This window comes from Microlunatus sp. YIM B11417 (genome assembly GCF_059617205.1).
The window spans coordinates 1,370,232-1,390,940 of record NZ_JCAMPJ010000001.1; the positions used below are offsets into that span (position 1 = coordinate 1,370,232).

Genomic DNA, 20,709 nt, shown 5'->3' on the forward strand with positions numbered 1-20,709 from the left:
GATCACAGCCAGCCGTCTTCCTCGTCGAAGAGCTCCTGCACGGCGTCCTTGTCGTCGATGTCGATCAACATGCGGCCGTTCGGGTAGCCGTCCGTGGGGAGGCTGTACTTCGTGCTCAGCGTTCGGTCCTTCGCCAGCAGGTCATGCAGTGCCTCGATCATCAGGCTGGTCACCGTGCGGTGCTCGGCCTTCGCCCGTTCCCGGACCTCGTCCATGAGCGCGTCGGGGAGGTTCATGGTCGTGCGCATGCATACGAGCATACGTTCAGGATATGGCTATGCATACCGGCTACCACCAGCTCATCGGGTCCACCACCTCGCCGTCCAACCAGAGCATCAGGTGCAGGTGGCAGCCGGTGGAGTAGCCGGTGCTGCCGACCCGGCCGATCACCTGACCCCGGGCGACCTGCTGCCCGACGCCCGCCGCGTACGAGCTCGCGTGGTTGTAGCCGCTCACCACGTGCCGGCCGGCGATCGTCCCGTGGTCGATCATCAACCGGTTGCCGTAACCGGGATTGAAGAAGACCTGGCTCACCCGGCCCGGGTACGGAGCCCTGATCGGGGTCCCGCAGCCGGCGCCGAAGTCGGTGCCGTCGTGCAGCTTGGTCACCCGCAGGACCGGATGCAGCCGCATCCCGAACGGCGACGTGATCGGCCCCGCGACCGGCGGTACGAAGCCGTGATCACCCGGTGGGCCGGTCGAGCCCAGGCCCGCCGCCGCCTCGGCTGCCGCGGCCGCGCGTTCCGCGGCGCGCCGCTCAGCGACCTGTCGCTGCGCCTCGCCGACCAGCCGGACCCGGCCGTCCCCATCCGGGACCGCCGCTGCGCCGCCGAGCCGGAGCGGGTCGAGGTAGGTGTCGCCGCGCAGCCAGCCCCAGTGCAGGCAGTCCCGGGGCGGGCAGTGCCCGGGCTGCAGGGTGCCGATCCGTTGACCGGTCGACACCCGGGCCCCGACGGCGACCGTCGCGGTGACCGGCTCGTACGTCGTCCGAGTGCCGCCATGGTCGACCACCACCACGCCGCGGCCGGCCAGCGTCTGGGCATAGGTCACCGTGCCGGCCGCCGCAGCCAGCACCGACGACCCCGCCGGTGCGGCGAGGTCGACCCCGCGGTGGCCGGCGCCCCACCGTTCCTGCGGCGGAGTGAACGGCCGCGCCACCTCGATCGGCCCGGACAACGGCCAACCGGTGAGCGTGGGCAGAACCTCGGCCGATGCCGGCCCGGGACCGGCCAGGACCAGCAGCAGACCGGCCAGGATGATGGCGGGCAGGCTCGACCCGCGGTGTGTGCGTACCTTCATGTCCTCGGATCCTGAGCCGATCGGCCCGGATCCGCCGGGCCCGAGAAAATCTGTGGACAACGAACTTCGTCCCTCCGGGCCTGTGGACAACCGCGGCTTCCGGAACTCGACCGTCCGGAACCGCGATTACGTTGCGCGCATGACCGACCACTACTGGCACGAACCGCCCACCGCGGGCACGGAGATCGAGCACCTGACCGGGGCCCTGGACCGGCTCCGGGCGACCTTCCGCTGGAAGACCGACGGCCTCGACGCCGCGGGCCTGAACGCGACGATCGGCGTCTCGCCGCTCACCCTCGGCGGCCTGCTCAAGCACCTCGCGCGGGCCGAGGACGAGATGTTCACCCGGAAGCTGAGCGGGGCGCCGGTCAGTCCGCCCTGGGACACCGTCGACTGGGACGCCGATCCGGACGCCGACTTCACCTCGGCCGCGCAGGACAGCCCCGGACAGCTCTACGGGCTCTGGGACGGCACGGTCGAACGGTCCCGGCAGCGGCTCGCCGAGGCCCTGTCAGCCGGCGGACCGGAGCAGCTCGTGCACCTGGCCTGGCCGGACGGCCGCCGACTCAGCCTGCGCCGGCTGCTCTGCGATCTGATCGAGGAGTACGGACGGCACACCGGTCACGCCGACCTGATCCGGGAGGCGGTCGACGGCCGGGTCGGCGAGGACCCGCCGGGGGAGTGGCGGCCGGCACCGGTCGCGAGTTAGCCCGGAACGGGCGAACGGCGTAGACTCAGCGCCGCAGCCTGAGGAATCGGGCTGACTTCGCATGCTCGTCGACCGATCGCCACGATCGGGCGGCGCCCGCGGTCTCGATACTTCCCGGTTTCGAGTCGGTCGTCGCACGGGCATCAGGCGGTGTCGAAGAGTTCGGCACCGGACAACCGTACGTCGGGCGGAAGCCCGAGAAGAGAGGGATACGGCCATGGCCGTCGTCAGCACCCGCCAGCTCCTGGAGAGCGGCGTCCACTTCGGACACCAGACCCGTCGGTGGAACCCGAAGATGAAGCGGTTCATCCTCACCGACCGCAACGGCATCTACATCATCGACCTGCGCCAGTCGCTGACCTACATCGACCGCGCGTACGCCTTCGTCAAGGAGACCGTCGCCCGCGGCGGCAAGGTCCTCTTCGTCGGCACCAAGAAGCAGGCCCAGGAGGCCATCGCCGAGCAGGCGACCCGGGTGGGCATGCCGTTCGTCAACCAGCGTTGGCTCGGCGGCATGCTGACCAACTTCCACACCGTGATCAAGCGGATCCAGCGGCTCAAGGAGCTGGAGGGCGTCGACTACGACGACGTCGCGGGCTCCGGCCGGACCAAGAAGGAGCTCCTCGGCATGCGCCGGGAGAAGGAGAAGCTGGAGAAGACGCTCGGCGGCATCCGGGACATGGCCGACCTGCCCCAGGCGGTCTGGATCGTCGACACGAAGAAGGAGCACCTCGCCGTCGACGAGGCGCGCAAGCTGCGGATCCCGATCATCGGCATCCTCGACACCAACTGCGACCCGGACGAGGTCGACTACGCCATCCCGGGCAACGACGACGCGATCCGCTCCGTCTCGTTGCTCACCCGGGTGCTGGCCGACGCCGTCGCGGAGGGCCTGATGGCCCGCTCCGGTGGCGACCAGACCGGCGCAGAGACCGCCGCCGAGCCGATGCCGGACTGGGAGCGCGAGCTGCTGGCCAAGCAGGAGGCCGACGCCCGGGCCGAGGCCAGCAACGCGGCCGAGGAAGCCCACGGTGGCGAGGCCGCCGACGCCGCCGCGACCGCCCAGGACCCGATCCTGGAGTCCGAGACCGCCGGGCTCAAGGAGCCCAGCGAAGTCAGCAACTGACTCACGCGACACCGCAACGCAGGGGCTACCCTGCGGCTCCCCTGACAAGCTCTCTGAACGAAGGAAGTACGAGGACGCATGGCGACGATTGCCGCTACCGATGTGAAGCGGCTCCGGGACTCCACCGGGGCCGGCATGATGGACGCGAAGAAGGCGCTCACCGAGGCCGAAGGCGACTTCGACAAGGCCGTTGAGTTGCTCCGCGTGTCCGGGCAGGCCAAGGCCGCGAAGCGGGCCGACCGGGCGGCCAGCAACGGCCTGGTCGCCTACGCCGACGGTGCCCTGATCCAGCTCGGCGCCGAGACCGACTTCGTGGCCAAGAACGAGGAGTTCCAGGCCCTCGCGGAGACCGTGGTCAAGGCCGCGGCCGCCGCCAAGGCGAACTCGGTCGACGAGGTCAACGCGGCTCCGGTCGACGGCGGCAAGACCGTCGCCGACGCGATCCACGAGCTCGCCGTCAAGATCGGCGAGAAGCTCGAGGTCAGCGACGCGGCCTACTTCGACGGGACCACGACGGTCTACCTGCACCGGCGGGCCTCCGACCTGCCGCCGCAGGTGGGCGTGCTGGTGCAGTACTCCGGCGCGGACGAGGCGGCCGCCAAGACGGCCGCGATGCAGGTCGCCGCGATGCGCCCGCAGTACCTGAACCGCGACGAGGTGCCGGCCGACATCGTGGCCAACGAGCGGCGGATCGCCGAGGCGACGGCCCAGGCGGAGGGCAAGCCGGAGCAGGCGATCCCGAAGATCATCGAGGGCCGGGTGAACAGCTTCTTCAAGGACGTCGTCCTGCTGGACCAGCCGTCGGTGACCGACAACAAGACCCCGGTCAGCAAGCTGCTCGACGCGGCCGGCGTTACCATCGAGCGATTCGTTCGATTCGAAGCGGCTTCCTGAGCCTTCGAAACAGTGGCGTGCGCTACGAATCCGTACGGGTTCGTAGCGCACGTTCATGTCAGGACCGGAATTTCGACCCAGAGGAGAGCCGATGGCGAGCCCGTACAAGCGGGTGCTGTTGAAACTGTCCGGCGAGGTGTTCGGCGGCGGCAAGGTGGGCGTCGACCCTGACGTGGTGGCCGGGCTGGCCCGGCAGATCGCGGAGGTCGCGGCGACCGGGGTCCAGATCGCCATCGTCGTCGGCGGCGGCAACTTCTTCCGCGGCGCCGAGCTGCAGTTGCGGGGCATGGAGCGGGATCGCGCCGACTACATGGGGATGCTCGGCACGGTGATGAACTGCCTGGCCCTGCAGGACTTCCTGGAGAAGGCGGGCGCCGAGCCGCGGGTCCAGACCGCCATCACCATGGGTCAGGTCGCGGAGCCGTACATCCCGCAGCGGGCCGAGCGGCACCTGGTCAAGGGCCGCATCGTGATCTTCGGTGCCGGCTCCGGCATGCCGTACTTCTCCACCGACACCGTGGCCGCGCAGCGCGCGCTGGAGATCGGCGCCGAGGTGCTGCTGATGGGCAAGCAGGGCACCGATGGCGTGTACGACTCGGACCCGCGGACCAACCCGGCCGCCCGGAAGTTCGACGACCTCAGCTACGACGAGTACCTGGCCCGGGACCTCAAGGTCGCCGACGCGACGGCGATCAGCATGGCCCGCGACTACGCGCTGCCGATGGTCTTTTTCAGCCTCGACACCGACGGCACCATCGTCCGGGTGATCGCTGGTGAGAGGATCGGAACCACAGTCCACACCTGATAGCCCCAAGCCGAGCAAAAGGAGCTCTACCGTGATCGACGAGATCCTCATGGACGCGGAGTTGAAGATGGACTCCGCGATCGAGTACGCGAAGGAGGAGTTCGCGGCGATCCGTACCGGTCGAGCCCACCCGGCGATGTTCTCGAAGCTGGTCGTCGACTACTACGGCGCCGCGACGCCGCTGCAGCAGCTGGCCAGCTTCCAGGTCCCCGAAGCGCGGATGGTGCTGATCACTCCGTACGACAAGGGTTCGATGGCCGGCATCGAGAAGGCGATCCGCGACTCCGACCTCGGGGTGAACCCGACCGACGACGGCAACGTCATCCGGGTCACGCTGCCGGAACTGACCGAGGAACGGCGCAAGGAGTACATCAAGCTGGCCCGGACCAAGGCGGAGGAGGCCCGGATCTCGATCCGCAACCACCGCCGGGCGGCCAAGGAGGCCCTGGACAAGCTGGTCAAGGACAAGGAGGCCGGCGAGGACGAGGTGGCCCGGGCCGAGAAGCAGTTGGACGGCGTCACCAAGCAGCACACGGACGCGGTCGACGAGGTGCTCAAGCACAAGGAATCCGAACTCATCGAGGTCTGATCGGTGTCGGACTCCCCGCCTTCCCCGCCCTCCGGGCCCGCGCCGGACCACGATCCCGGTGATGCCGCGCCGGCGCCGGCCGATCACGGCCGGGCCGGCCGTAACCTGCCGGCGGCGATCGGCGTCGGCGTCGGGCTCGGGGCCTACCTGGTCGTGACCCTGATCTGGTTCAAGCCGGGCTTCGTCGCGCTGCTCGCCGTCGCCCTGGCGCTCGGTGCCAACGAGATGTACCAGGCGCTGAAGCGGCAGGGGATGACCGCGGCCATCGTGCCGATCGTCGTCGGTACGGTCGCGATCGCCACCGGCTCCTATCTGGCCGGCGTGCAGCGGCCGGTGGTCTTCTCGACCACCTCGGTGCTGCTGGCCTCCCTGGCGCTGACCGTCCTGGCCACCATGATCTGGCGGATGCCGAAGGGCGCCTCCGGCTACGTCAAGGACACCGCGGCCAGCCTGATGATCATTGCGTACGTGCCGTTCCTGGGCTCGTTCGCGGCGCTGATGCTGGCCGGCGAGAACGGCTCGGTCCGCCTGGTCACCTTCATCGTCATCGTCGTCATGAGCGATGTGGGCGGCTACGTGGCCGGTGTCCTGTTCGGCCGGCATCCGATGGCGCCGACGATCAGTCCGAAGAAGTCCTGGGAGGGCCTGGCCGGCTCGGTCGTGCTGGGCACCGGCTCCGGGGTGGCGTTGACGGTGTTCGGTCTCGGCGCGCCCTGGTGGATCGGTCTGATCCTCGGCGTCCTGCTGGTCGGGGTCGGGGTCTGCGGCGACCTGATCGAGTCCTTGATCAAGCGGGACCTCGGGATCAAGGACATGAGCTCCTTCCTGCCCGGTCACGGCGGCGTGATGGACCGGCTCGATTCGCTGCTCGTCGCGGCGCCGGTCGCCTGGCTGATCATGTATCTGCTGGTTCCCGGCGGCTGATCAGGAACTGCCGACGATCCCGTCCAGCAGCCAGTCCAGGCCGGTCAGGAAGTCGCGCCGGACCTTGGCCGGCGACACCGGTTGGTCGCCCTCCGCGGTCCAGCCCGTCGCGAAGGCCGCGTACCCGATCGTGTAGACGATCATGGTCCGGCGGCCGGCCTCGCCGACCCGCCCGCGGGCCCCGAGTCGCGCGAGGCAATCGTCCATGATCAGGCCGAGTCGTTGCGCCTCCGGCCCGCGCGATCCCTGCCGGGTCAGGTAGGCGCCGACCAGGCTGGCCCTGGCGATCAAGGCCTCGTAGGTGCCGACCATGATCGTTCTCAGGGCCTGCCGCGGGTCGCGGACGTGCGGGTCCGGGACGGCGCTCAGCACGTCGTCGAGGACGGCGTCGATCAGTGCGTTCTTGTCGTCCAGGTGGCTGTAGATCGCGTTCGGTGCGACGCCGAGTTCGGCCGCGACCGCGCGCAGGCTCAGACCGTCCAGCCCGCGTGCGTCCAGCGTCCGGTGCGCGGCCGCGACGATCTGCTCCCGGGTCAGCCCGGCGCGCTCCCCGCGGGACCTTCGGCTCCGTTCCATGCTGCCCATTGTACAGTGTCCAATTAAGTTGTACAGTGTCCATTATGACGACCTTCGCAGAACGTGAGCAGCGCATCGGCACCGCCGCCGGTGTGCCCTACCTGATCCTGCCGCCGGCCTCGGGCTGGCTGGAGGCGCCGATCGTGGTCGGCTGGCACCTGTTCGATCCGCCGCGGACCGAGTCGGCGTTCGCGGCCGCGATGCCACTGGACGGACTGGACGCCTGGCGGATCTACTTCGGGCTGCCCCTGTGCGGCGCCCGGAAGCCCGCCGGTGGCGACGAGGAAGTGATGCGGCTCGGGATGGAGGACGCGGTCCGCAACCTGTACGAGCCGGTCCAGGACCAGGCCGTGGCCGAGTTCGAGGCTGCACTCGCGGCGGTCAAGACCGAGCACGGGCTGACCGGTGAGCGGCTCGGACTGTTCGGCGGCTCGGCCGGTGCGGCCGCTGCGCTGGGTGTGCTGGCCGAGACCAGCCTCCCGGTCGCCGCCGCCGTGGTGGTCAGTCCGTTGACCCAGCTGCGCCCGCTCGTCGCCGCCAACGGCCGGCTGTACGGGATCGTCTATCCCTGGGACGCCGGCTCGGAGGCGGTTGCGGACAAGGTCGACTTCGTGGCGCGGGCGGCCGAGCTGGCCCGGGCGGGCGCACCGCTGCGTCTGCTGGTCGGCGAACTCGACGACGCCGAGGCGATCCACGCGCCCGCCGCAGCCGTGGCCGAAGCCCTGGTCGGCGCCGGAGTGGAAGCCGAGGTCACGGTGGTGCCGAACATGCCGCACATGCTGGTCGACCCACCGGGGGACGAGCCGGCGCCGCAGACCGAGTACGCGGCCGCGGCCGACCGGCTCGCCGTCGAGTGGTTCGCCGCCCGCCTCTGACCCGGGTGGCGATTAAGCGATGAATCACTGCGCCTGGCCGGTCGGGCAGCAGTCCGGCCGGTTAGGCTCGGGGCCATGGTCGAGCGACACGTGACGTTGAAGGACGTCGCCAGGAAGGCGGGCGTGTCCACGGCCGTCGTGTCGGCGGCGATCTCCGGCAGTGCGACGACGATCCGGATGAGCGAGGCGACCCGGCTCCGGGTGGAGCGGGCGATCGCCGAGACCGGCTACCGGGTCAACCACGCGGCGAAGTCGCTCAGCATGTCGCGGTCCGGGATCATCGCCGCCGTCGTGCCCAAGATCGCGAACCCGGTCTTCGAGTACGCCATCCGCGGCATCCAGGCGGCCGCGGAGGAGGCCGGCGACGTGCTGATGCTGGCCGACGCGCTCTGGGTCGAGCCCGGCAGTCACCTGATGCAGCGGATGGTCGGCACCAGGATGGTGGACGGCTTCCTGGTCCGATCGCCCCACCTCGGTTCCGCGACGATCGAGGAGTTGACCAGCCGCACCATTCCGTACGTGATCTTGCAGACGCCGGGCGACGACGATCAGCGGACCAGCGTCTGGGTCGATGATCATGCCGGGATCGCCGTGGCGACCGAACATCTGCTCCGGCTCGGGCATCGCCGGATCGCGCTGGTCGGCGGCCCCGACCAGGCGTTCGCGGGCCCGCGGGTCGAGGGCTATCTGGGCCCGCTGCGGGCGGCCGGGCTGCGGCCGGATCCGCGGCTGATCGATCGGTCGGGATTCGATCCGCAGGTCGTGGCACAGTCGACGATGACCGTCCTCACCGGGCCCGAACCGCCCACGGCGCTGATCATCGACAACGTGATGGCCGCGCCGGGCGCGCTGGCCGCGATCATCGACCTCGGGCTCCGGGTGCCGCAGGACGTCTCGGTCGTCGCCTATCAGGACCTGCCCATCGCCGATGTCTTGCGGCCGGCGCCCTCGACGGTCCGAATGCCCGTCTACGAGGCCGGGGTTCGCGGCTATCGGGCCTTGCGCCAATTGATCGACGGGAAGCGGGTCAGATCGGCGTTGGTGAAGAGCCCGCGGCCGAAGTTGATCGACCGCGGCTCCACGGCTCCGCCCGCCTCCTGAATTCGGCTCCACCCGATCACGATCCGAGCACGGGCTTGATTATCCGGTTAATCACGTGTCATTCTGATCCGGACGTTGTTGATCAAGGCCCCTCCGGGGGCGAACGGGGTTGTGCTGCCGATGGTTCATGTCGTGGTGGTCTCTGGATGGCAGACCGTGAATATCGGGGATGTCGCGCACAGCCCCGGCGTGCTGGAGGCGTTCCGGCGGTTCGCACCTGGCGTCCGGCTCACGCTCTGGGCGCGCAACATCGACGACGGGGTACGCCAGCTGCTGGCTCGCTACTACCCGGAGGTGGGGCTGGTCGAGGAGCAGGTCGGCGACGACGGGTCGATCACGCCGGTCCTGGACCAGCTGTTCGCGGACGCGGATCTGCTGGTGCACGGCTCCGGCCCCTCACTGGTCGGCAAGATCGAGACGGCCGCCTGGCGGGCGCACACCGCCAAGCCGTACGGGTTCTTCGGGGTCACCGTCGATCCGCTGCGGCCCTACGACGGGACCCTGGACCGGTCCGCGACCATGATCGACGCGATCGCCGGCGACCTGCTCACTCCGCTGGATCGCGAGCTGTTGACCGACGCCGCGTTCGTCTACTGCCGGGACTCCCTCACCCAGCGATTCCTGCAGGGACAGGGGATCGGGGTGGACGAACTCGAGTTCGGCGCGGACGGCACGGTGATCTTCGACGTCGTCGACGATGATCACGGTGCACCGGTGCTGGCCGAGTACGGACTGGTCGAGGGTCAGTTCCTCTGCGCCGTGCCGCGGCTTCGCTACACCCCGTACTACAGGATCCGCGGCTACCAGCCGAAGGCGGAGGACTGGCGCAAGGAGGCCTACAACGCGGGCTATGCGGAGTCCGACCTGGAGGTGTTGCGTCAGTCGATCATCACCTGGGTCCGGACGACCGGGTGGCCGGCGCTGATCGTGCCCGAGATGTCGTACGCGGTGGAACTGGCCGAGTCGCACCTGGCCGGCAGCTTCCCGGCCGACGTGGCCGATCGGGTGCACGTGCTGCCGAGGTTCTGGGACCTGACCGAGGCCGCGGCGGTCTACCGGCGGGCCGCGGCGGTCGTCAGCATGGAGTGCCATTCGCCGCTGATCGCCCTGGCGGAAGGGATTCCGGCGCTCTACCTGCGCCAGCCCACCGACACGATCAAGGGCAACATGTATCACGACCTCGGGCTGTCCGAGTCGATCATCGAGCTGACCGACGGCGCGGTCGGCGAAGCGGTCGAGCGGGTGGCCAAGCTCGCCTCCGACCTGCCCGCGGGCCGGGACGTCACGCTCCGCTCCCGTACGGCCGCGCACGAGGGGCTGCGCCGCCACGTCGAGTTCGCGATCGGCCGGGCCGGGGTCCTTCGACAGGCTCAGGGTGCGGAGGGTGCGGAGGGTGCGGAGGGTGCGGAGGGTGCGGAGGGTACGGGTCAGGGTGCGGGGGAGCGGGGCGCTGACGCACCGTGATCGATTCCCAGCCCCGACCCGCGCCGCCGCGGGCGGTTCCGCCACCGAAGGCCGCCGACGGCGGTCTCCGGCAGCGGCTGGCCGTGCGCTGGCGGCGGGACCGGGTGCTGTTGCTGCTGGCCGTGCCCGGTGTGGTGGTGCTACTGCTGTTCCACTATCTGCCGCTGCTCGGCAACGTGATCGCCTTCCAGGACTACCAACCGTTCCTCGGCATCGGCAACAGCCCGTTCGTCGGGTTCGAGAACTTCGCGGTGATCATCAACGGGGACCCGGAGTTCCTCAACGCCCTGGCCAACACGTTGATCATCACGCTGATCCAGGTCGTCTTCGTGTTCCCGCTGCCGATCGCGTTCGCCCTGATCCTGAACTCGCTGCTCAGCGAACGACTCAAACGGTTGACCCAGTCGGTGCTCTACCTGCCGCACTTCCTGTCCTGGGTGATCGTCGTGGCGCTGTTCCAGCAGATGCTCGGCAACGGCGGCATGCTGAACACCTGGCTGCGCAGTGCCGACTTCGAGACTCTGCAGATCATCGGGGTGCCGGAGCTGTTCAAGGTGATGATCACCTCGCAGGTGATCTGGAAGGACACCGGCTGGTCGACGATCATCTTCCTGGCGGCGCTGTCCCGGGTCGATCTCAACCTGTACGAGGCGGCCGCGATCGACCGGGCCGGGGCCTGGCGGCAGCTGTGGCACGTGACGCTGCCGGCGATCCGGCCGGTGATCGTCCTGCTACTGATCCTCCGCCTCGGCGACGCGCTGAGCGTCGGCTTCGAGCAGATCATCCTGCAACAGGGTCCGGTCGGCAGCCAGGCCAGCGAGGTGCTGGACACCTACGTCTACAACAACGGGATCATCGGCGGCGACTGGGGCGTCTCGGCGGCGGTCGGCCTGGTCAAGGGCGTCGTCGGCGTGATCCTGGTGCTCGGGGCCAACCGGGTGGCGCACGCGCTGGGCGAGCGAGGGGTGTATTCGACATGAGCCACTGGAGAGACACCCGGCCGGTCTGGATGGGCCGGCCCTCGATCCTGGCCCGGGCGGGCCGGGGGATCGTGCTCGGCATCGCCTGCCTGGCGGTGATCGTCCCGTTCGTCGCGGTGATCATGACCAGCATCGCCTCACAGCGAGAGGTCAGCGCCGCCGGCGGCTTCGTCCTGTTCACCACCGACCCGACCCTGGCCGCGTACCGGGCGGTGCTGTCGGGTGGCGTCGTCACCCGCGCGCTGTTCGTGTCGATCGGCGTGACGGTGATCGGGACGATCCTCTCGGTGCTTTGCACGATCATGCTCGCGTACGCGCTGTCCCGGCCGGGAACCCTGCTGCACAAGCCGATCCTGCTGCTGACCCTGTTCACGCTGCTGTTCAGCCCGGGCATGATCCCGATGTACCTGATCGTCCGGCAGCTCGGCCTGATCGACAACCTGGCGGCACTGATCCTGCCGGTGCTGATCAACGCGTTCAACGTGATCGTCATGCGGTCCTTCTTCCTCGAACTGCCCGGTGAGCTGATCGAGTCGGCCAAGATCGACGGGGCCGGGGAGTTGCGCATCCTCACCACGATCGTGGCGCCGTTGTCCAAGGCGGTGATCGCCGTGGTCGGGCTGTTCTACGCGGTGGCGTACTGGAACGCGTTCTTCTCGGCGCTGCTCTACCTGCCGTCGCCGGAGAAGTGGCCGCTGCAACTGGTGCTGCGGACCTTCGTCGTCAACCAGACCCCGCTCGGCACCGACGAGCTCGCCGTGGGCGCCGAGACGATGCCACCGCAGACCTCGATCCAGATGGCCATCCTGGTGATCTCCATCGTCCCGATCCTGGTCGTCTACCCGTTCATCCAGAAGCACTTCAGCAAGGGCCTGCTGATCGGCGCCGTCAAGGGTTAGCCGGGCCCGACTCTTCAATGACGAAAGGAAACACGATGGAGACACTGACTCGGCGGAGTCTGATCATGGGCGCCTCGGCGGCCGCGGTGATCGGCGGCGCCGCGACCGTCACCGGGTGCGGCAGTTCCGGCGGCGAGAAGACCGACGCGCGCCGGGTCGGCGACGGCGAACTGCCGACGTTCGCCGAGGCCGGCACCGTCAAACCCGACCTGCCCAGCGAGTACCCGGGCGGCATGCACGGGTTCTTCAGCTATCCGGCCGAGCCGCCGGCGCCCGCGGCACCACCGCTGTCGGGCGGCAGGATCTCGGCACTGACCTACACGTTCGACCCGGTCGCTCCCGGCCTCGCCGAGAATCCCCTGTGGCAGAAGGTGAATCAGGGCCTCGGTGCCGAGCTGGACATCACCTACGCACCGTCGGCCGACTACAAGCAGCGGTTCGCGACGACGATCGCGGGCGGCGACCTGCCCGACCTGGTGACGATCTACGGCTCGGTGCAGCAGTTGCCGGCACTGCTCAAGGCGCAGTTCCAGGACCTCAGCGAGCACCTGGCCGGCGACGCGGCCGCCGAGTATCCGAATCTGGCCGGACTGGCGACCGAGTCCTGGCGGGAGACCGTGGTGGACGGGTCGATCTGGGGCATCCCGATCGCGCGGCCGCCGATCGGCGGGTCGATGTTCGTCCGGAAGGACCTGCTGGACAAGCAGGGGCTCTCCGTACAGCCCAAGGACTTCGCGGAGTTCAGGGAACTGCTGATCGCATTGACCGACGAGCGCAACTCGCGCTGGGCGTGCGGCGATCCGGGCGGGGTACTCGGGCTGATCACGTCGATGCTCGGCGTCCCGTCGCTCTGGATCGAGGAGGGCGGCAGGTTCACCGCCAACATCGAGACCGAGCAGTACGCGAAGGCGCTGGCCGACACCCGCGCCCTCGTCGAGGCGGGCGTCTTCCATCCGGACGGCATGACCGCGACGAACAACCAGCGCAACGACTGGTTCACCGCCGGCCGCACGCCACTGGTGCTGGGCGGCTTCGTCGGCTACAGCAAGTACGAGATGTGGGGCGCCGACGTGCCCGGCTTCGAGCTGGCCACCATGCTCCCGGTCGGCTACGACGGCTCGACCAAGCCGGTGCACAACCGCGGTTCGGTGATGCAGGCCATGACCGTGATCAAGAAGTCGGAACCGGCGCGGGTCAAGGAACTCCTGAAGGCCCTGGACTGGCTGGCCACTCCGTTCGGCTCGACCGAGTATCTGGTCCGCAACTTCGGCGTCGACGGCGAGACCTACACGTTGGAGGGGACCGACCCGATCGTGAACTCGCGTGGCCAGAACCTGCGGCTGGTGCCGTTCAAGTACATCTCGGACGGACCTCAGGTGATCTACGACCCGGGTCAGCGGCGGATCGCCGAGGCGCGCTTCGCGTACCAGGAGAAGGCGCTGGCGATGACGGAGCCGGATCCGACGATCGGTCTGTACTCCGAGACCGAGGCGACCAAGACCGCCCAGATCGGCAAGGCGCTGGACGATCATCGCAACGAGATCCTGATCGGCCGGAAACCCTTGGACAGCTGGGCCGAGGCCGTCTCCACCTGGCGCAAGAGCGGCGGGGACGGGATCCGCGAGGACTACCAGACCGCGTTCGCGGCCAAGTGACCTGACCCGAACCTGATCTTCATCGACGAGGAGTTCCCATGCCCCTGCCTGCCCGGAGACCGTACCGAAGCGTGATCACCGGCCTGGTGCTCGCCGTCCTGGTGCCCATGATCATCGGCGGGGCGCCGAAGGCGGCCGCCGAACCGCCGCAGCTGCACCCGCCGGACGACATCGTCGCCGCGATCAAGCCCGGCCATCCGCGACTCATGGTCGACGCGGCCGGGCTGACCAGGATCGCGCAGCAGGTGGCGGGCTCCGAGCTGGCCGCCGGGCTGAGCGAGCAGCTGATCACCGAGGCCGACCGGATGCTCACCCTGCCGGTGTCGGTCTACGAGTTCCCGGACGGCCGGACCCTGTTGCAGGTGACCCGCGAGGTGCAGCGGCGGTCGGTGTTCCTGTCGCTGGCATACCGGCTGACCGGTGACGAGCGCTACGCGGCCCGGGCCTATCAGGAGCTCGAGGCCGGCGCCCGCTTCCCGGACTGGAATCCGCAGAGCTGGCTCTCGGTCGGCGAGCTGCTGTACGCCTACGCGGTCGGCTACGACTGGTTGCACGACTACCTCGGCGATGATCAACGTGCCGTGTTGCGCACCGCCATGATCGAGTACGGGCTGAACGAGGCCAAGATCGCCTACGACAGCTCCAACTCCTGGACCCGGTCGACGACCAACTGGAACATCGTCTGCAACAGCGGCGTGATCATGGCCGCGCTGGCGATCGGCGACGAGGTCCCCGAGCTCGCCAACGAGCTGCTGCACCGCGCCTACGCCTCGCTGCCGGTCGCGCTGGCCGAGTACGGGCCGGACGGCGGCTATCCGGAAGGCGTGACCTACTGGGGTTACGCGACCCGGTTCCTCGTCTCGGCACTGTCCTCCCTGGACACCGCGATCGGCGACGACTACGGCATCTCGGACGTGCCGGGTCTGGACCGGACCGTCGACTTCAGCCTGCAGCTGACCGGCTCGACCGGGCAGTTGTTCAACTACGCCGACGCACTGACCGGGGTCAGGACCCGGGGCGGGAACGCGGCGAGCTACTGGCTGGCCCAGCGCTACGACCAGCCCGGCTACGCCTGGTGGGCCGACGAGGGCGCCTCCCGGGCGCTGGCCACCGGGCTGCCGCCGCTGCACCTGATGTGGCTGGGCATGATCGAACCCGAGGACCCGGGTGCCTCCGGATTGCCGCTGGACAAGGTGTTCCAGCGGGCTCATGTGCAGACGATGCGCAGTGGCTGGGATCCGGACGCGACCTTCGTCGGGTTCCGGAACGGGGACAACGCGGCGAACCATGGTGATCTTGACATGGGCACGTTCGTGCTCGATGCGCTCGGGGTGCGCTGGGCCATGGAACTCGGCCGCGACGACTACGGCCTGCCCGGCTATTTCGACACCGCGCCGGACGGCGAACGCTGGACGTACTACCGCAAGCGGGCCGAGGGGCAGAACACGCTGGTGCTGAATCCGGGGGCAGGACCCGACCAGGCCCTCGGCTCCACCGGAAGGATCCTCCGCACGGACGGCGGTGCGGGGACGGCGTTCTCGGTTGCCGACCTGTCCGAGGCGTACGCCGATCGGGGCGTGATCAGGTGGCACCGTGGCATCGCCTTGGTCGACGGCCGGTCCCGCGTGGTGGTCCAGGACGAGGTGGCCGGCCGCGCTCGGGTCACGCCGTACTGGTTCATGCACACCAACGCGGCCATCACCGTCGCCGCCGACGGCAGGACGGCGAAGCTGACCCTGAAGGGCAAGCAGCTGCAGGCCCGATTGCTCGACGGACCCGCCGGAGCTCGCTTCTCGGTGATGGAGCCCGAGCCGTTGCCGACCTCGCCGAACCCGTCCGGCCAGAACCCGAACGACGGCATCCGCAAGCTCGTCGTGACCGCCGACCCGACGCGCCACTTCCGCCTGTCGGTGCTGTTGGAACCGCTGCCGACGGGGCAGCCGGCCGACCCGCCGAAGGTGACCCCGCTGGCCGGCTGGACCCTGCAGTCGCTCGGCTGACGCACCATGATCACCCTTCAGTACCGACTCGAACCTGATCTTCATCGACGAGGAGAGTTCGCATGTCCCAGCCTGCCCGGAGACCGACCCGAACCGCGATCATCGTTCTGGTGCTCGCCGTCCTGCTACCCATGATCATCACCGCACCGCGCGCGGCCGCCGAGGCACCGCAGCTGGACCCGCCCGACGACATCGTGGCGCTGATCAAGCCGGGCCATCCGCGGCTGATGGTCGACGACGCCGGCCTGGCCCGGATCGAGCAGCAGGCGGCGAGTTCGGAGCTGGCTGCCGGGCTGAAGCAGCAGTTGATCACCGAGGCGAACCGGATGCTGACGCTGCCGGTCTCGAAGTACGAGTTCCCGGACGGGCGGACGCTGCTGCTGGTCACCCGCGAGGTGCAGCGCCGGTCGGTGTTCCTGTCGCTGGCGTACCGGCTGACCGGTGACGAACGTTATGCCGCCCGGGCCTACCAGGAGTTCGCCACCGTCGCCGCGTTCCAGGACTGGAACCCGGTCAGCTGGCTCTCCGTGGCCGAGCTGCTCTACGCCTACGCCGTCGGCTACGACTGGCTGCACGACTACATCAGTGATGATCAACGTACGGTGATGCGCACCGCCATGATCGAACTCGGGCTGAACGAGGCCAAGATCGCGTACGACACGTCGGTCTCCTGGACCCGGACGACCAGCAACTGGAACATCGTCTGCAACGGCGGCGTGATCATGGCCGCGCTGGCGATCGGCGACGAGGTGCCCGACCTGGCCAACGAGCTGCTGCACCGCGCCTACGCGTCGCTGCCGGTCGCACTGGCCGAGTACGGGCCGGACGGCGGCTATCCGGAGGGCACCACCTACTGGGGTTACGCGACCCGGTTCCTCACCTCGACGCTGTCCTCGCTGGACACCGCGATCGGCGACGACTTCGGCATCTCGGACGTGCCCGGCCTGGACACGACCGTCGACTTCAGCCTGCAGCTGACCGGGTCGAGCGGCCAGTCGTTCAACTACGCCGACGCGTCCACCGGCACGCCCGGCGGCCCACCGGCGACCTACTGGCTGGCCCAGCGCTACAACGAACCCGGCTACGCCTGGTGGGCCGACCAGGGCGCGGGCCGCGCCTCGGCCAGCGCCCTGCCGCCGCTGCACCTGATGTGGATCGGCATGATCGATGCGGAGGACCCCGGGGCCACGGGTCTGCCGCTGGACAAGGCGTTCCAGCGGGCCCACGTGGAGACGATGCGCAGCGGCTGGGACCCGGCCGCGACCTACGTCGGGTTCCGGCCGGGCGACAACGCGGCGAACCACGGTGATCTTGACCTGGGCACGTTCGTCCTGGACGCGCTCGGGGTGCGCTGGGCCATGGAGCTCGGCACCGACAGCTACAGCCTGCCCGGCTACTTCGACACCAAGCCGGAGGGGCAGCGCTGGACGTACTACCGGAAACGGGCCGAGGGCCAGAACACTCTGGTGCTGAACCCCGGGGCCGGCGCCGACCAGTCCACCGAGGCGTCCGGGACGGTGGTCCGCCGGGACGGCAACGCGGCGGCCGCCTTCTCGATCGCCGACCTGTCCGCGGCCTACAGCGACCGAGGCGTCACCAGCTGGCAGCGCGGCATCGCCGAGATCGACGGCCGCTCCCGGGTCGTGGTCCAGGACGAAGTGTCCGGGCCGGCGCCGATCACCTCCTGGTGGTTCATGCACACCACTGCGGCGATCACCGTCGCGGCCGATGGCCGGACGGCGAACCTGACCCTGAACGGGAAGCAGTTGCAGGCGCGGCTGCTCGACGGGCCGCCCGGCGCCCGGTTCTCGATCATGGACGCGACGCCGCTGCCCACCTCGCCGAACCCGTCCGGCCAGAACCCCAACACCGGCCTGCGCAAGCTGGTCGTGACCGGCGACCCGGCGAGTGCGTTCCGGATCTCGGTGCTGCTGGAACCGCTGCCGACCGGCCAGCCGGCCGAGCCACCGGCGGTCACCGACCTGGCCGACTGGACGCTGCCGGCGCTCGCCGAGCCGCGGCTGACCGGGCTCACGGTGGACGGCGAGCCGGTGGCCGGGTTCGGTCCGTCGTCGCTGACGTACACGATCGATCGGCCGGCCGGCAGCGCACCGCCGGTGGTCGCGGCGACCGCTGCCGACGGGGTGCCGGTGACCGTGCGGCAGGCCACCTCGATCCCGGGGGCGGCCGAGGTCTGTCTCGGGGACGGCGAGGACACCTGCGCCGTCCGGTACGCGATCAGGGTGCAGAACGCCTTCTCCGGAAGGGCCAGTGCGAGTGCCGCCGGGGTCAACCCGCCGGACAACGTCCTTGATCATGTTCTCGCCACCCTGTGGACCGCGGAGGGCGAGCAGTGGATCCAGGTCAACCTCGGCGAGCCGACCACGGTCAGCGGGGTCTCGCTGGCCTGGAGCCAGGGCACCGTGCGGAAGTACGCCTTCGCGGTCGAGACCTCGCTGGACGGCGAGACCTGGACCGAGGCGCTGCCCCGGCAGACCAGTTCGGGCACGACGCTGGAGTTGGAGGCGCACCCGTTCGCCCCGCTGCCGGCCCGCTACGTCCGGGTGCTCGGCTTCGGCAACAACCAGAACGCCTGGAACTCGATGGCCGAGCTCCGGGTTGCCACCGCCGACGGTCCGTGGCCGGAACCACCGGAGGTCGGTCGCGGCCTGGTCGGCCTGGAGCTGTCCGACGATGATCTTGAACTCGGTGTCGGTGACAGCACCCGGATCAAGGGCACCGCCGTCTATGCCGACGGCAGCAGGAAGGCGCTCCGGCTGGGCGAGATCACCTTGTCCAGCACGGATCCTGCGGTCGCGACCGTGACCAGGGACGAACGGATCGTCGGGCGCGCGGCCGGCTCCGCGGTCATCGCCGCACGCTTCCGCGAGGGTGGCAAGCTGGTCTTCGCGCGGGCCGCGGTGCACGTGGGCTGAGCGGAGGACCCGCCTTCGGCTGCCCGGACGACCGGTCGATCAGCGCGTCGGTTGACCTCGCCCCTTGGGCGGGCCGCAGACTCGGCGTGTGGACGATCCGTACCTGCTGGCCGGCCGCTTCGGCACCGAGGCCCGCCTGTCGCCGAAGGCGCTCCGGCTGTACGCCGAGCTGGGATTGCTGGTGCCGACCGAGGTGGACCCGGCGACGGGCTACCGCTACTACCACCGTGACCAGCTCGACCGGGCGCGACTGATCGGCCGGCTGCGCGGGCTGGACCTGCCGTTGGCCCGGATCGCGACGCTGGTGGACCTGACCCCGGCGGCGCTGGAGATCGAGCTGCGCGCCTGGCTCAAGGCTCGCCATGATCAACTCGGCCGGCAGGCGCAGCAGATCGACGCGATCGTCCGGGGCCCGGCCCAGTTGCCGGACCTGATCGCTGCGGTGACGGTCCGGCAGGCGCCGGCGACGACGTTGCTCTGCCGGCAGCGGATGGTCTCGACGGCCGAGTTGGACACCTTCATCGCCGAGTCCGAGGCCGAGTTGCGGGCCGGGCTGCGCGCCGCCGGCCACCCCGGGGACGGTCCGATCCGGGTCTATTTCCATGAGCTGGTGACACCGGACAGCGAGGGACTGGTGGAGGTCGCGATCGGCTACACCGGCGAGCTCGCACCGCAGGAAGGACTGCGGATCAGGCTGTCCCCGGCCCAGACCGAGGCGGTGCTGCCGGCGCCGAAGGCGTACGAGGACTATCCGCTGGTGCTGCACCTCTACGACGCGCTGGAGGCCTGGCTCGCCGACCGTCCCGGCGCCTGCTGCACCGACACCTGCTTCGAGGTCCATCCGGGCTGCGGCGCCCGGTTCGACGTCGTCTTCCCGGTCCGACTTCCCAACCAGAGTGAGGATCCCTCATGATCACAACCACCCTGGGCCTGCCCTACATCGGGTCCGGTCCGTACTGCTACGCCAACTCGTTCGCCATGGTCATGGCGGAGCACGCCCCGTCGACCGCGGTGATCGAGACCCTGTCCGGCGGCCCGTTCGGGATGCAGCTGATCGGCGGCCGGCTGCCCTTCTTCGACCCGTACGGCTGGGATCCGGCGCTCGGCTTCGCCAACCTGCTCGACGCGCTGGGCTGGACCTCGACCGTGTCCTCCGGCGGCGACGCGGGCGAGGCGGAGGAGCGGCTCCGGGCCGCGGCCGCGGACGGCCCGGTCTGGGTCGGTCCGGTCGAGATGGGCTATCTCGCCTACCAGCCGGACATGCGCGGCCCGATCGAGGCGGATCACTTCGTCGTCGTGCTGGAGGTCGGTCCGGACGTGGTCACCCTGCACGACCCGCAGGGCTTCCCGTACGCGACGTTGCCGATGGCCGACCTCCTGACCGCGTGGCGGGCCGACACGCTGCCGTACGGAGAGCCGTACACGCTGCGGACCGGCTTCCGCCGCGAGGTCGAGGTGACCGAGACCGAGGCCCTGCGGCGGGGGATCGGCGCGGCGACGGCCTGGCTGGACCTCGATCCGGACCGGGAGGTGCCGCCCGGAACCCTCGGCAACGGCGATGCGGCGCTCGCCCTGGCCGACCTGTGGGAGGCCGGCCCCGATGAGGGCCTGCGCGGTCACCTCGCCCACTTCGCGGTACGGGTCGGAGCCCGGCGACTGGACGACGCGGCGACCTGCCTGGCCCGGATCGGCCTGGACGAGGCGTCCGCGGTGCTGCGCGAACAGGCTCGGCGGGTCGGTTCGCTGCAGTATCCGGTGGTGCAGCGCGACGACGCCACGGTCGCCCGGGGCCTGCGCGAGCTGGCGCCGACCTACGACCGGCTCCGGGAGGCCCTGCCCGGCGCGGGTGGTCCGGTCGCCTGAGGCGCGGCTCGGAT

19 protein-coding genes are annotated in these 20,709 nt (G+C 69.9%); 16 read left to right on the forward strand and 3 right to left on the reverse strand.

What is annotated here, in order from left to right; all coding sequences use genetic code 11:
* Positions 1-2: 2 nt before the first annotated feature.
* Both AC6CCG_RS06910 and AC6CCG_RS06915 read right to left on the reverse strand, forming a co-directional pair.
* A complete protein-coding gene (locus tag AC6CCG_RS06910; protein WP_496653744.1) occupies positions 3-248 on the reverse strand; it encodes a hypothetical protein in 246 nt (81 codons plus the stop codon).
* A 40-nt stretch (positions 249-288) separates the two neighbouring features.
* Positions 289-1,299, reverse strand: a complete 1,011-nt coding sequence (locus tag AC6CCG_RS06915) for a M23 family metallopeptidase (protein ID WP_496653745.1) — start codon at positions 1,297-1,299, stop codon at positions 289-291.
* 139 nt (positions 1,300-1,438) lie between these two features.
* Here AC6CCG_RS06915 and AC6CCG_RS06920 point away from each other — a divergent pair, with 139 nt between their 5' ends.
* From AC6CCG_RS06920 to AC6CCG_RS06945, 6 genes are all read left to right on the forward strand, one after another.
* A complete protein-coding gene (locus tag AC6CCG_RS06920) occupies positions 1,439-2,008 on the forward strand; it encodes a mycothiol transferase (protein WP_496653746.1) in 570 nt (189 codons plus the stop codon).
* A gap of 217 nt (positions 2,009-2,225) precedes the next feature.
* Entirely contained in the window at positions 2,226-3,134 is a 909-nt protein-coding gene (rpsB, locus tag AC6CCG_RS06925; protein WP_496653747.1) for a 30S ribosomal protein S2, read from the forward strand.
* A gap of 78 nt (positions 3,135-3,212) precedes the next feature.
* A complete protein-coding gene (gene tsf, locus AC6CCG_RS06930; protein WP_496653748.1) occupies positions 3,213-4,028 on the forward strand; it encodes a translation elongation factor Ts in 816 nt (271 codons plus the stop codon).
* A gap of 91 nt (positions 4,029-4,119) precedes the next feature.
* Positions 4,120-4,833, forward strand: coding sequence for a UMP kinase (gene pyrH / locus AC6CCG_RS06935; RefSeq protein ID WP_496653749.1), 714 nt, complete (start codon positions 4,120-4,122; stop codon positions 4,831-4,833).
* Between the two features lie 34 nt (positions 4,834-4,867).
* Positions 4,868-5,422, forward strand: a complete 555-nt coding sequence (gene frr / locus AC6CCG_RS06940; RefSeq protein ID WP_496654397.1) for a ribosome recycling factor — start codon at positions 4,868-4,870, stop codon at positions 5,420-5,422.
* Between the two features lie 105 nt (positions 5,423-5,527).
* Positions 5,528-6,346, forward strand: coding sequence for a phosphatidate cytidylyltransferase (locus tag AC6CCG_RS06945; protein WP_496654398.1), 819 nt, complete (start codon positions 5,528-5,530; stop codon positions 6,344-6,346).
* Here AC6CCG_RS06945 and AC6CCG_RS06950 read toward each other — a convergent pair whose 3' ends face one another.
* A complete protein-coding gene (locus tag AC6CCG_RS06950) occupies positions 6,347-6,922 on the reverse strand; it encodes a TetR/AcrR family transcriptional regulator (protein ID WP_496653750.1) in 576 nt (191 codons plus the stop codon).
* A gap of 44 nt (positions 6,923-6,966) precedes the next feature.
* On the opposite strand from AC6CCG_RS06950, the gene AC6CCG_RS06955 reads away from it, so the two are divergent.
* From AC6CCG_RS06955 to AC6CCG_RS07000, 10 genes are all read left to right on the forward strand, one after another.
* Complete coding sequence (locus AC6CCG_RS06955; protein WP_496653751.1) at positions 6,967-7,797, forward strand: prolyl oligopeptidase family serine peptidase; 831 nt, start codon at positions 6,967-6,969, stop codon at positions 7,795-7,797.
* Positions 7,798-7,872: 75 nt separating this feature from the next.
* Positions 7,873-8,898 carry a LacI family DNA-binding transcriptional regulator gene (locus AC6CCG_RS06960; RefSeq protein WP_496653752.1) on the forward strand — a complete coding sequence of 342 codons (1,026 nt, stop codon included), beginning with the start codon at positions 7,873-7,875 and terminating at the stop codon, positions 8,896-8,898.
* Positions 8,899-9,030: 132 nt separating this feature from the next.
* Entirely contained in the window at positions 9,031-10,362 is a 1,332-nt protein-coding gene (locus tag AC6CCG_RS06965; RefSeq protein ID WP_496653753.1) for a polysaccharide pyruvyl transferase family protein, read from the forward strand.
* Positions 10,359-11,342, forward strand: a complete 984-nt coding sequence (locus AC6CCG_RS06970; RefSeq protein ID WP_496653754.1) for an ABC transporter permease — start codon at positions 10,359-10,361, stop codon at positions 11,340-11,342. Before AC6CCG_RS06965 ends, AC6CCG_RS06970 begins: the two co-directional genes overlap by 4 nt.
* The gene (locus tag AC6CCG_RS06975; RefSeq protein ID WP_496653755.1) at positions 11,339-12,241 is read left to right on the forward strand and encodes a carbohydrate ABC transporter permease; all 903 of its coding nucleotides are present in this window, start codon (positions 11,339-11,341) and stop codon (positions 12,239-12,241) included. The genes AC6CCG_RS06970 and AC6CCG_RS06975 overlap by 4 nt, the downstream gene beginning before the upstream one ends.
* A 35-nt stretch (positions 12,242-12,276) precedes the next feature.
* On the forward strand, positions 12,277-13,896 hold the full coding sequence (locus AC6CCG_RS06980; RefSeq protein ID WP_496653756.1) for an extracellular solute-binding protein: 1,620 nt from the start codon (positions 12,277-12,279) through the stop codon (positions 13,894-13,896).
* 38 nt (positions 13,897-13,934) lie between these two features.
* The gene (locus AC6CCG_RS06985; RefSeq protein ID WP_496653757.1) at positions 13,935-15,896 is read left to right on the forward strand and encodes a heparinase II/III domain-containing protein; all 1,962 of its coding nucleotides are present in this window, start codon (positions 13,935-13,937) and stop codon (positions 15,894-15,896) included.
* Between the two features lie 62 nt (positions 15,897-15,958).
* Positions 15,959-18,832 carry a discoidin domain-containing protein gene (locus tag AC6CCG_RS06990; protein WP_496653758.1) on the forward strand — a complete coding sequence of 958 codons (2,874 nt, stop codon included), beginning with the start codon at positions 15,959-15,961 and terminating at the stop codon, positions 18,830-18,832.
* Between the two features lie 88 nt (positions 18,833-18,920).
* Positions 18,921-19,745 carry a MerR family transcriptional regulator gene (locus AC6CCG_RS06995; protein ID WP_496653759.1) on the forward strand — a complete coding sequence of 275 codons (825 nt, stop codon included), beginning with the start codon at positions 18,921-18,923 and terminating at the stop codon, positions 19,743-19,745.
* Positions 19,742-20,695, forward strand: coding sequence for a YobF C-terminal domain-containing protein (locus tag AC6CCG_RS07000; RefSeq protein ID WP_496653760.1), 954 nt, complete (start codon positions 19,742-19,744; stop codon positions 20,693-20,695). The genes AC6CCG_RS06995 and AC6CCG_RS07000 overlap by 4 nt, the downstream gene beginning before the upstream one ends.
* The last annotated feature ends 14 nt before the right edge of the window (positions 20,696-20,709 follow it).

Excerpts from the sequence above, each read along its gene's own strand:
- rpsB (WP_496653747.1), top strand. The coding sequence starts at position 2,226 with ATGGCCGTCGTCAGCACCCGCCAGCTCCTGGAGAGCGGCGTCCACTTC.
- AC6CCG_RS07000 (WP_496653760.1), top strand. The coding sequence starts at position 19,742 with ATGATCACAACCACCCTGGGCCTGCCCTACATCGGGTCCGGTCCGTAC.
- AC6CCG_RS06915 (WP_496653745.1), bottom strand. The coding sequence starts at position 1,299 with ATGAAGGTACGCACACACCGCGGGTCGAGCCTGCCCGCCATCATCCTG.
- AC6CCG_RS06910 (WP_496653744.1), bottom strand. The coding sequence starts at position 248 with ATGCGCACGACCATGAACCTCCCCGACGCGCTCATGGACGAGGTCCGG.
- AC6CCG_RS06990 (WP_496653758.1), top strand. The coding sequence starts at position 15,959 with ATGTCCCAGCCTGCCCGGAGACCGACCCGAACCGCGATCATCGTTCTG.
- pyrH (WP_496653749.1), top strand. The coding sequence starts at position 4,120 with ATGGCGAGCCCGTACAAGCGGGTGCTGTTGAAACTGTCCGGCGAGGTG.
- AC6CCG_RS06980 (WP_496653756.1), top strand. The coding sequence starts at position 12,277 with ATGGAGACACTGACTCGGCGGAGTCTGATCATGGGCGCCTCGGCGGCC.
- AC6CCG_RS06960 (WP_496653752.1), top strand. The coding sequence starts at position 7,873 with ATGGTCGAGCGACACGTGACGTTGAAGGACGTCGCCAGGAAGGCGGGC.
- AC6CCG_RS06975 (WP_496653755.1), top strand. The coding sequence starts at position 11,339 with ATGAGCCACTGGAGAGACACCCGGCCGGTCTGGATGGGCCGGCCCTCG.
- tsf (WP_496653748.1), top strand. The coding sequence starts at position 3,213 with ATGGCGACGATTGCCGCTACCGATGTGAAGCGGCTCCGGGACTCCACC.
- AC6CCG_RS06985 (WP_496653757.1), top strand. The coding sequence starts at position 13,935 with ATGCCCCTGCCTGCCCGGAGACCGTACCGAAGCGTGATCACCGGCCTG.
- AC6CCG_RS06920 (WP_496653746.1), top strand. The coding sequence starts at position 1,439 with ATGACCGACCACTACTGGCACGAACCGCCCACCGCGGGCACGGAGATC.
- AC6CCG_RS06950 (WP_496653750.1), bottom strand. The coding sequence starts at position 6,922 with ATGGAACGGAGCCGAAGGTCCCGCGGGGAGCGCGCCGGGCTGACCCGG.
- AC6CCG_RS06955 (WP_496653751.1), top strand. The coding sequence starts at position 6,967 with ATGACGACCTTCGCAGAACGTGAGCAGCGCATCGGCACCGCCGCCGGT.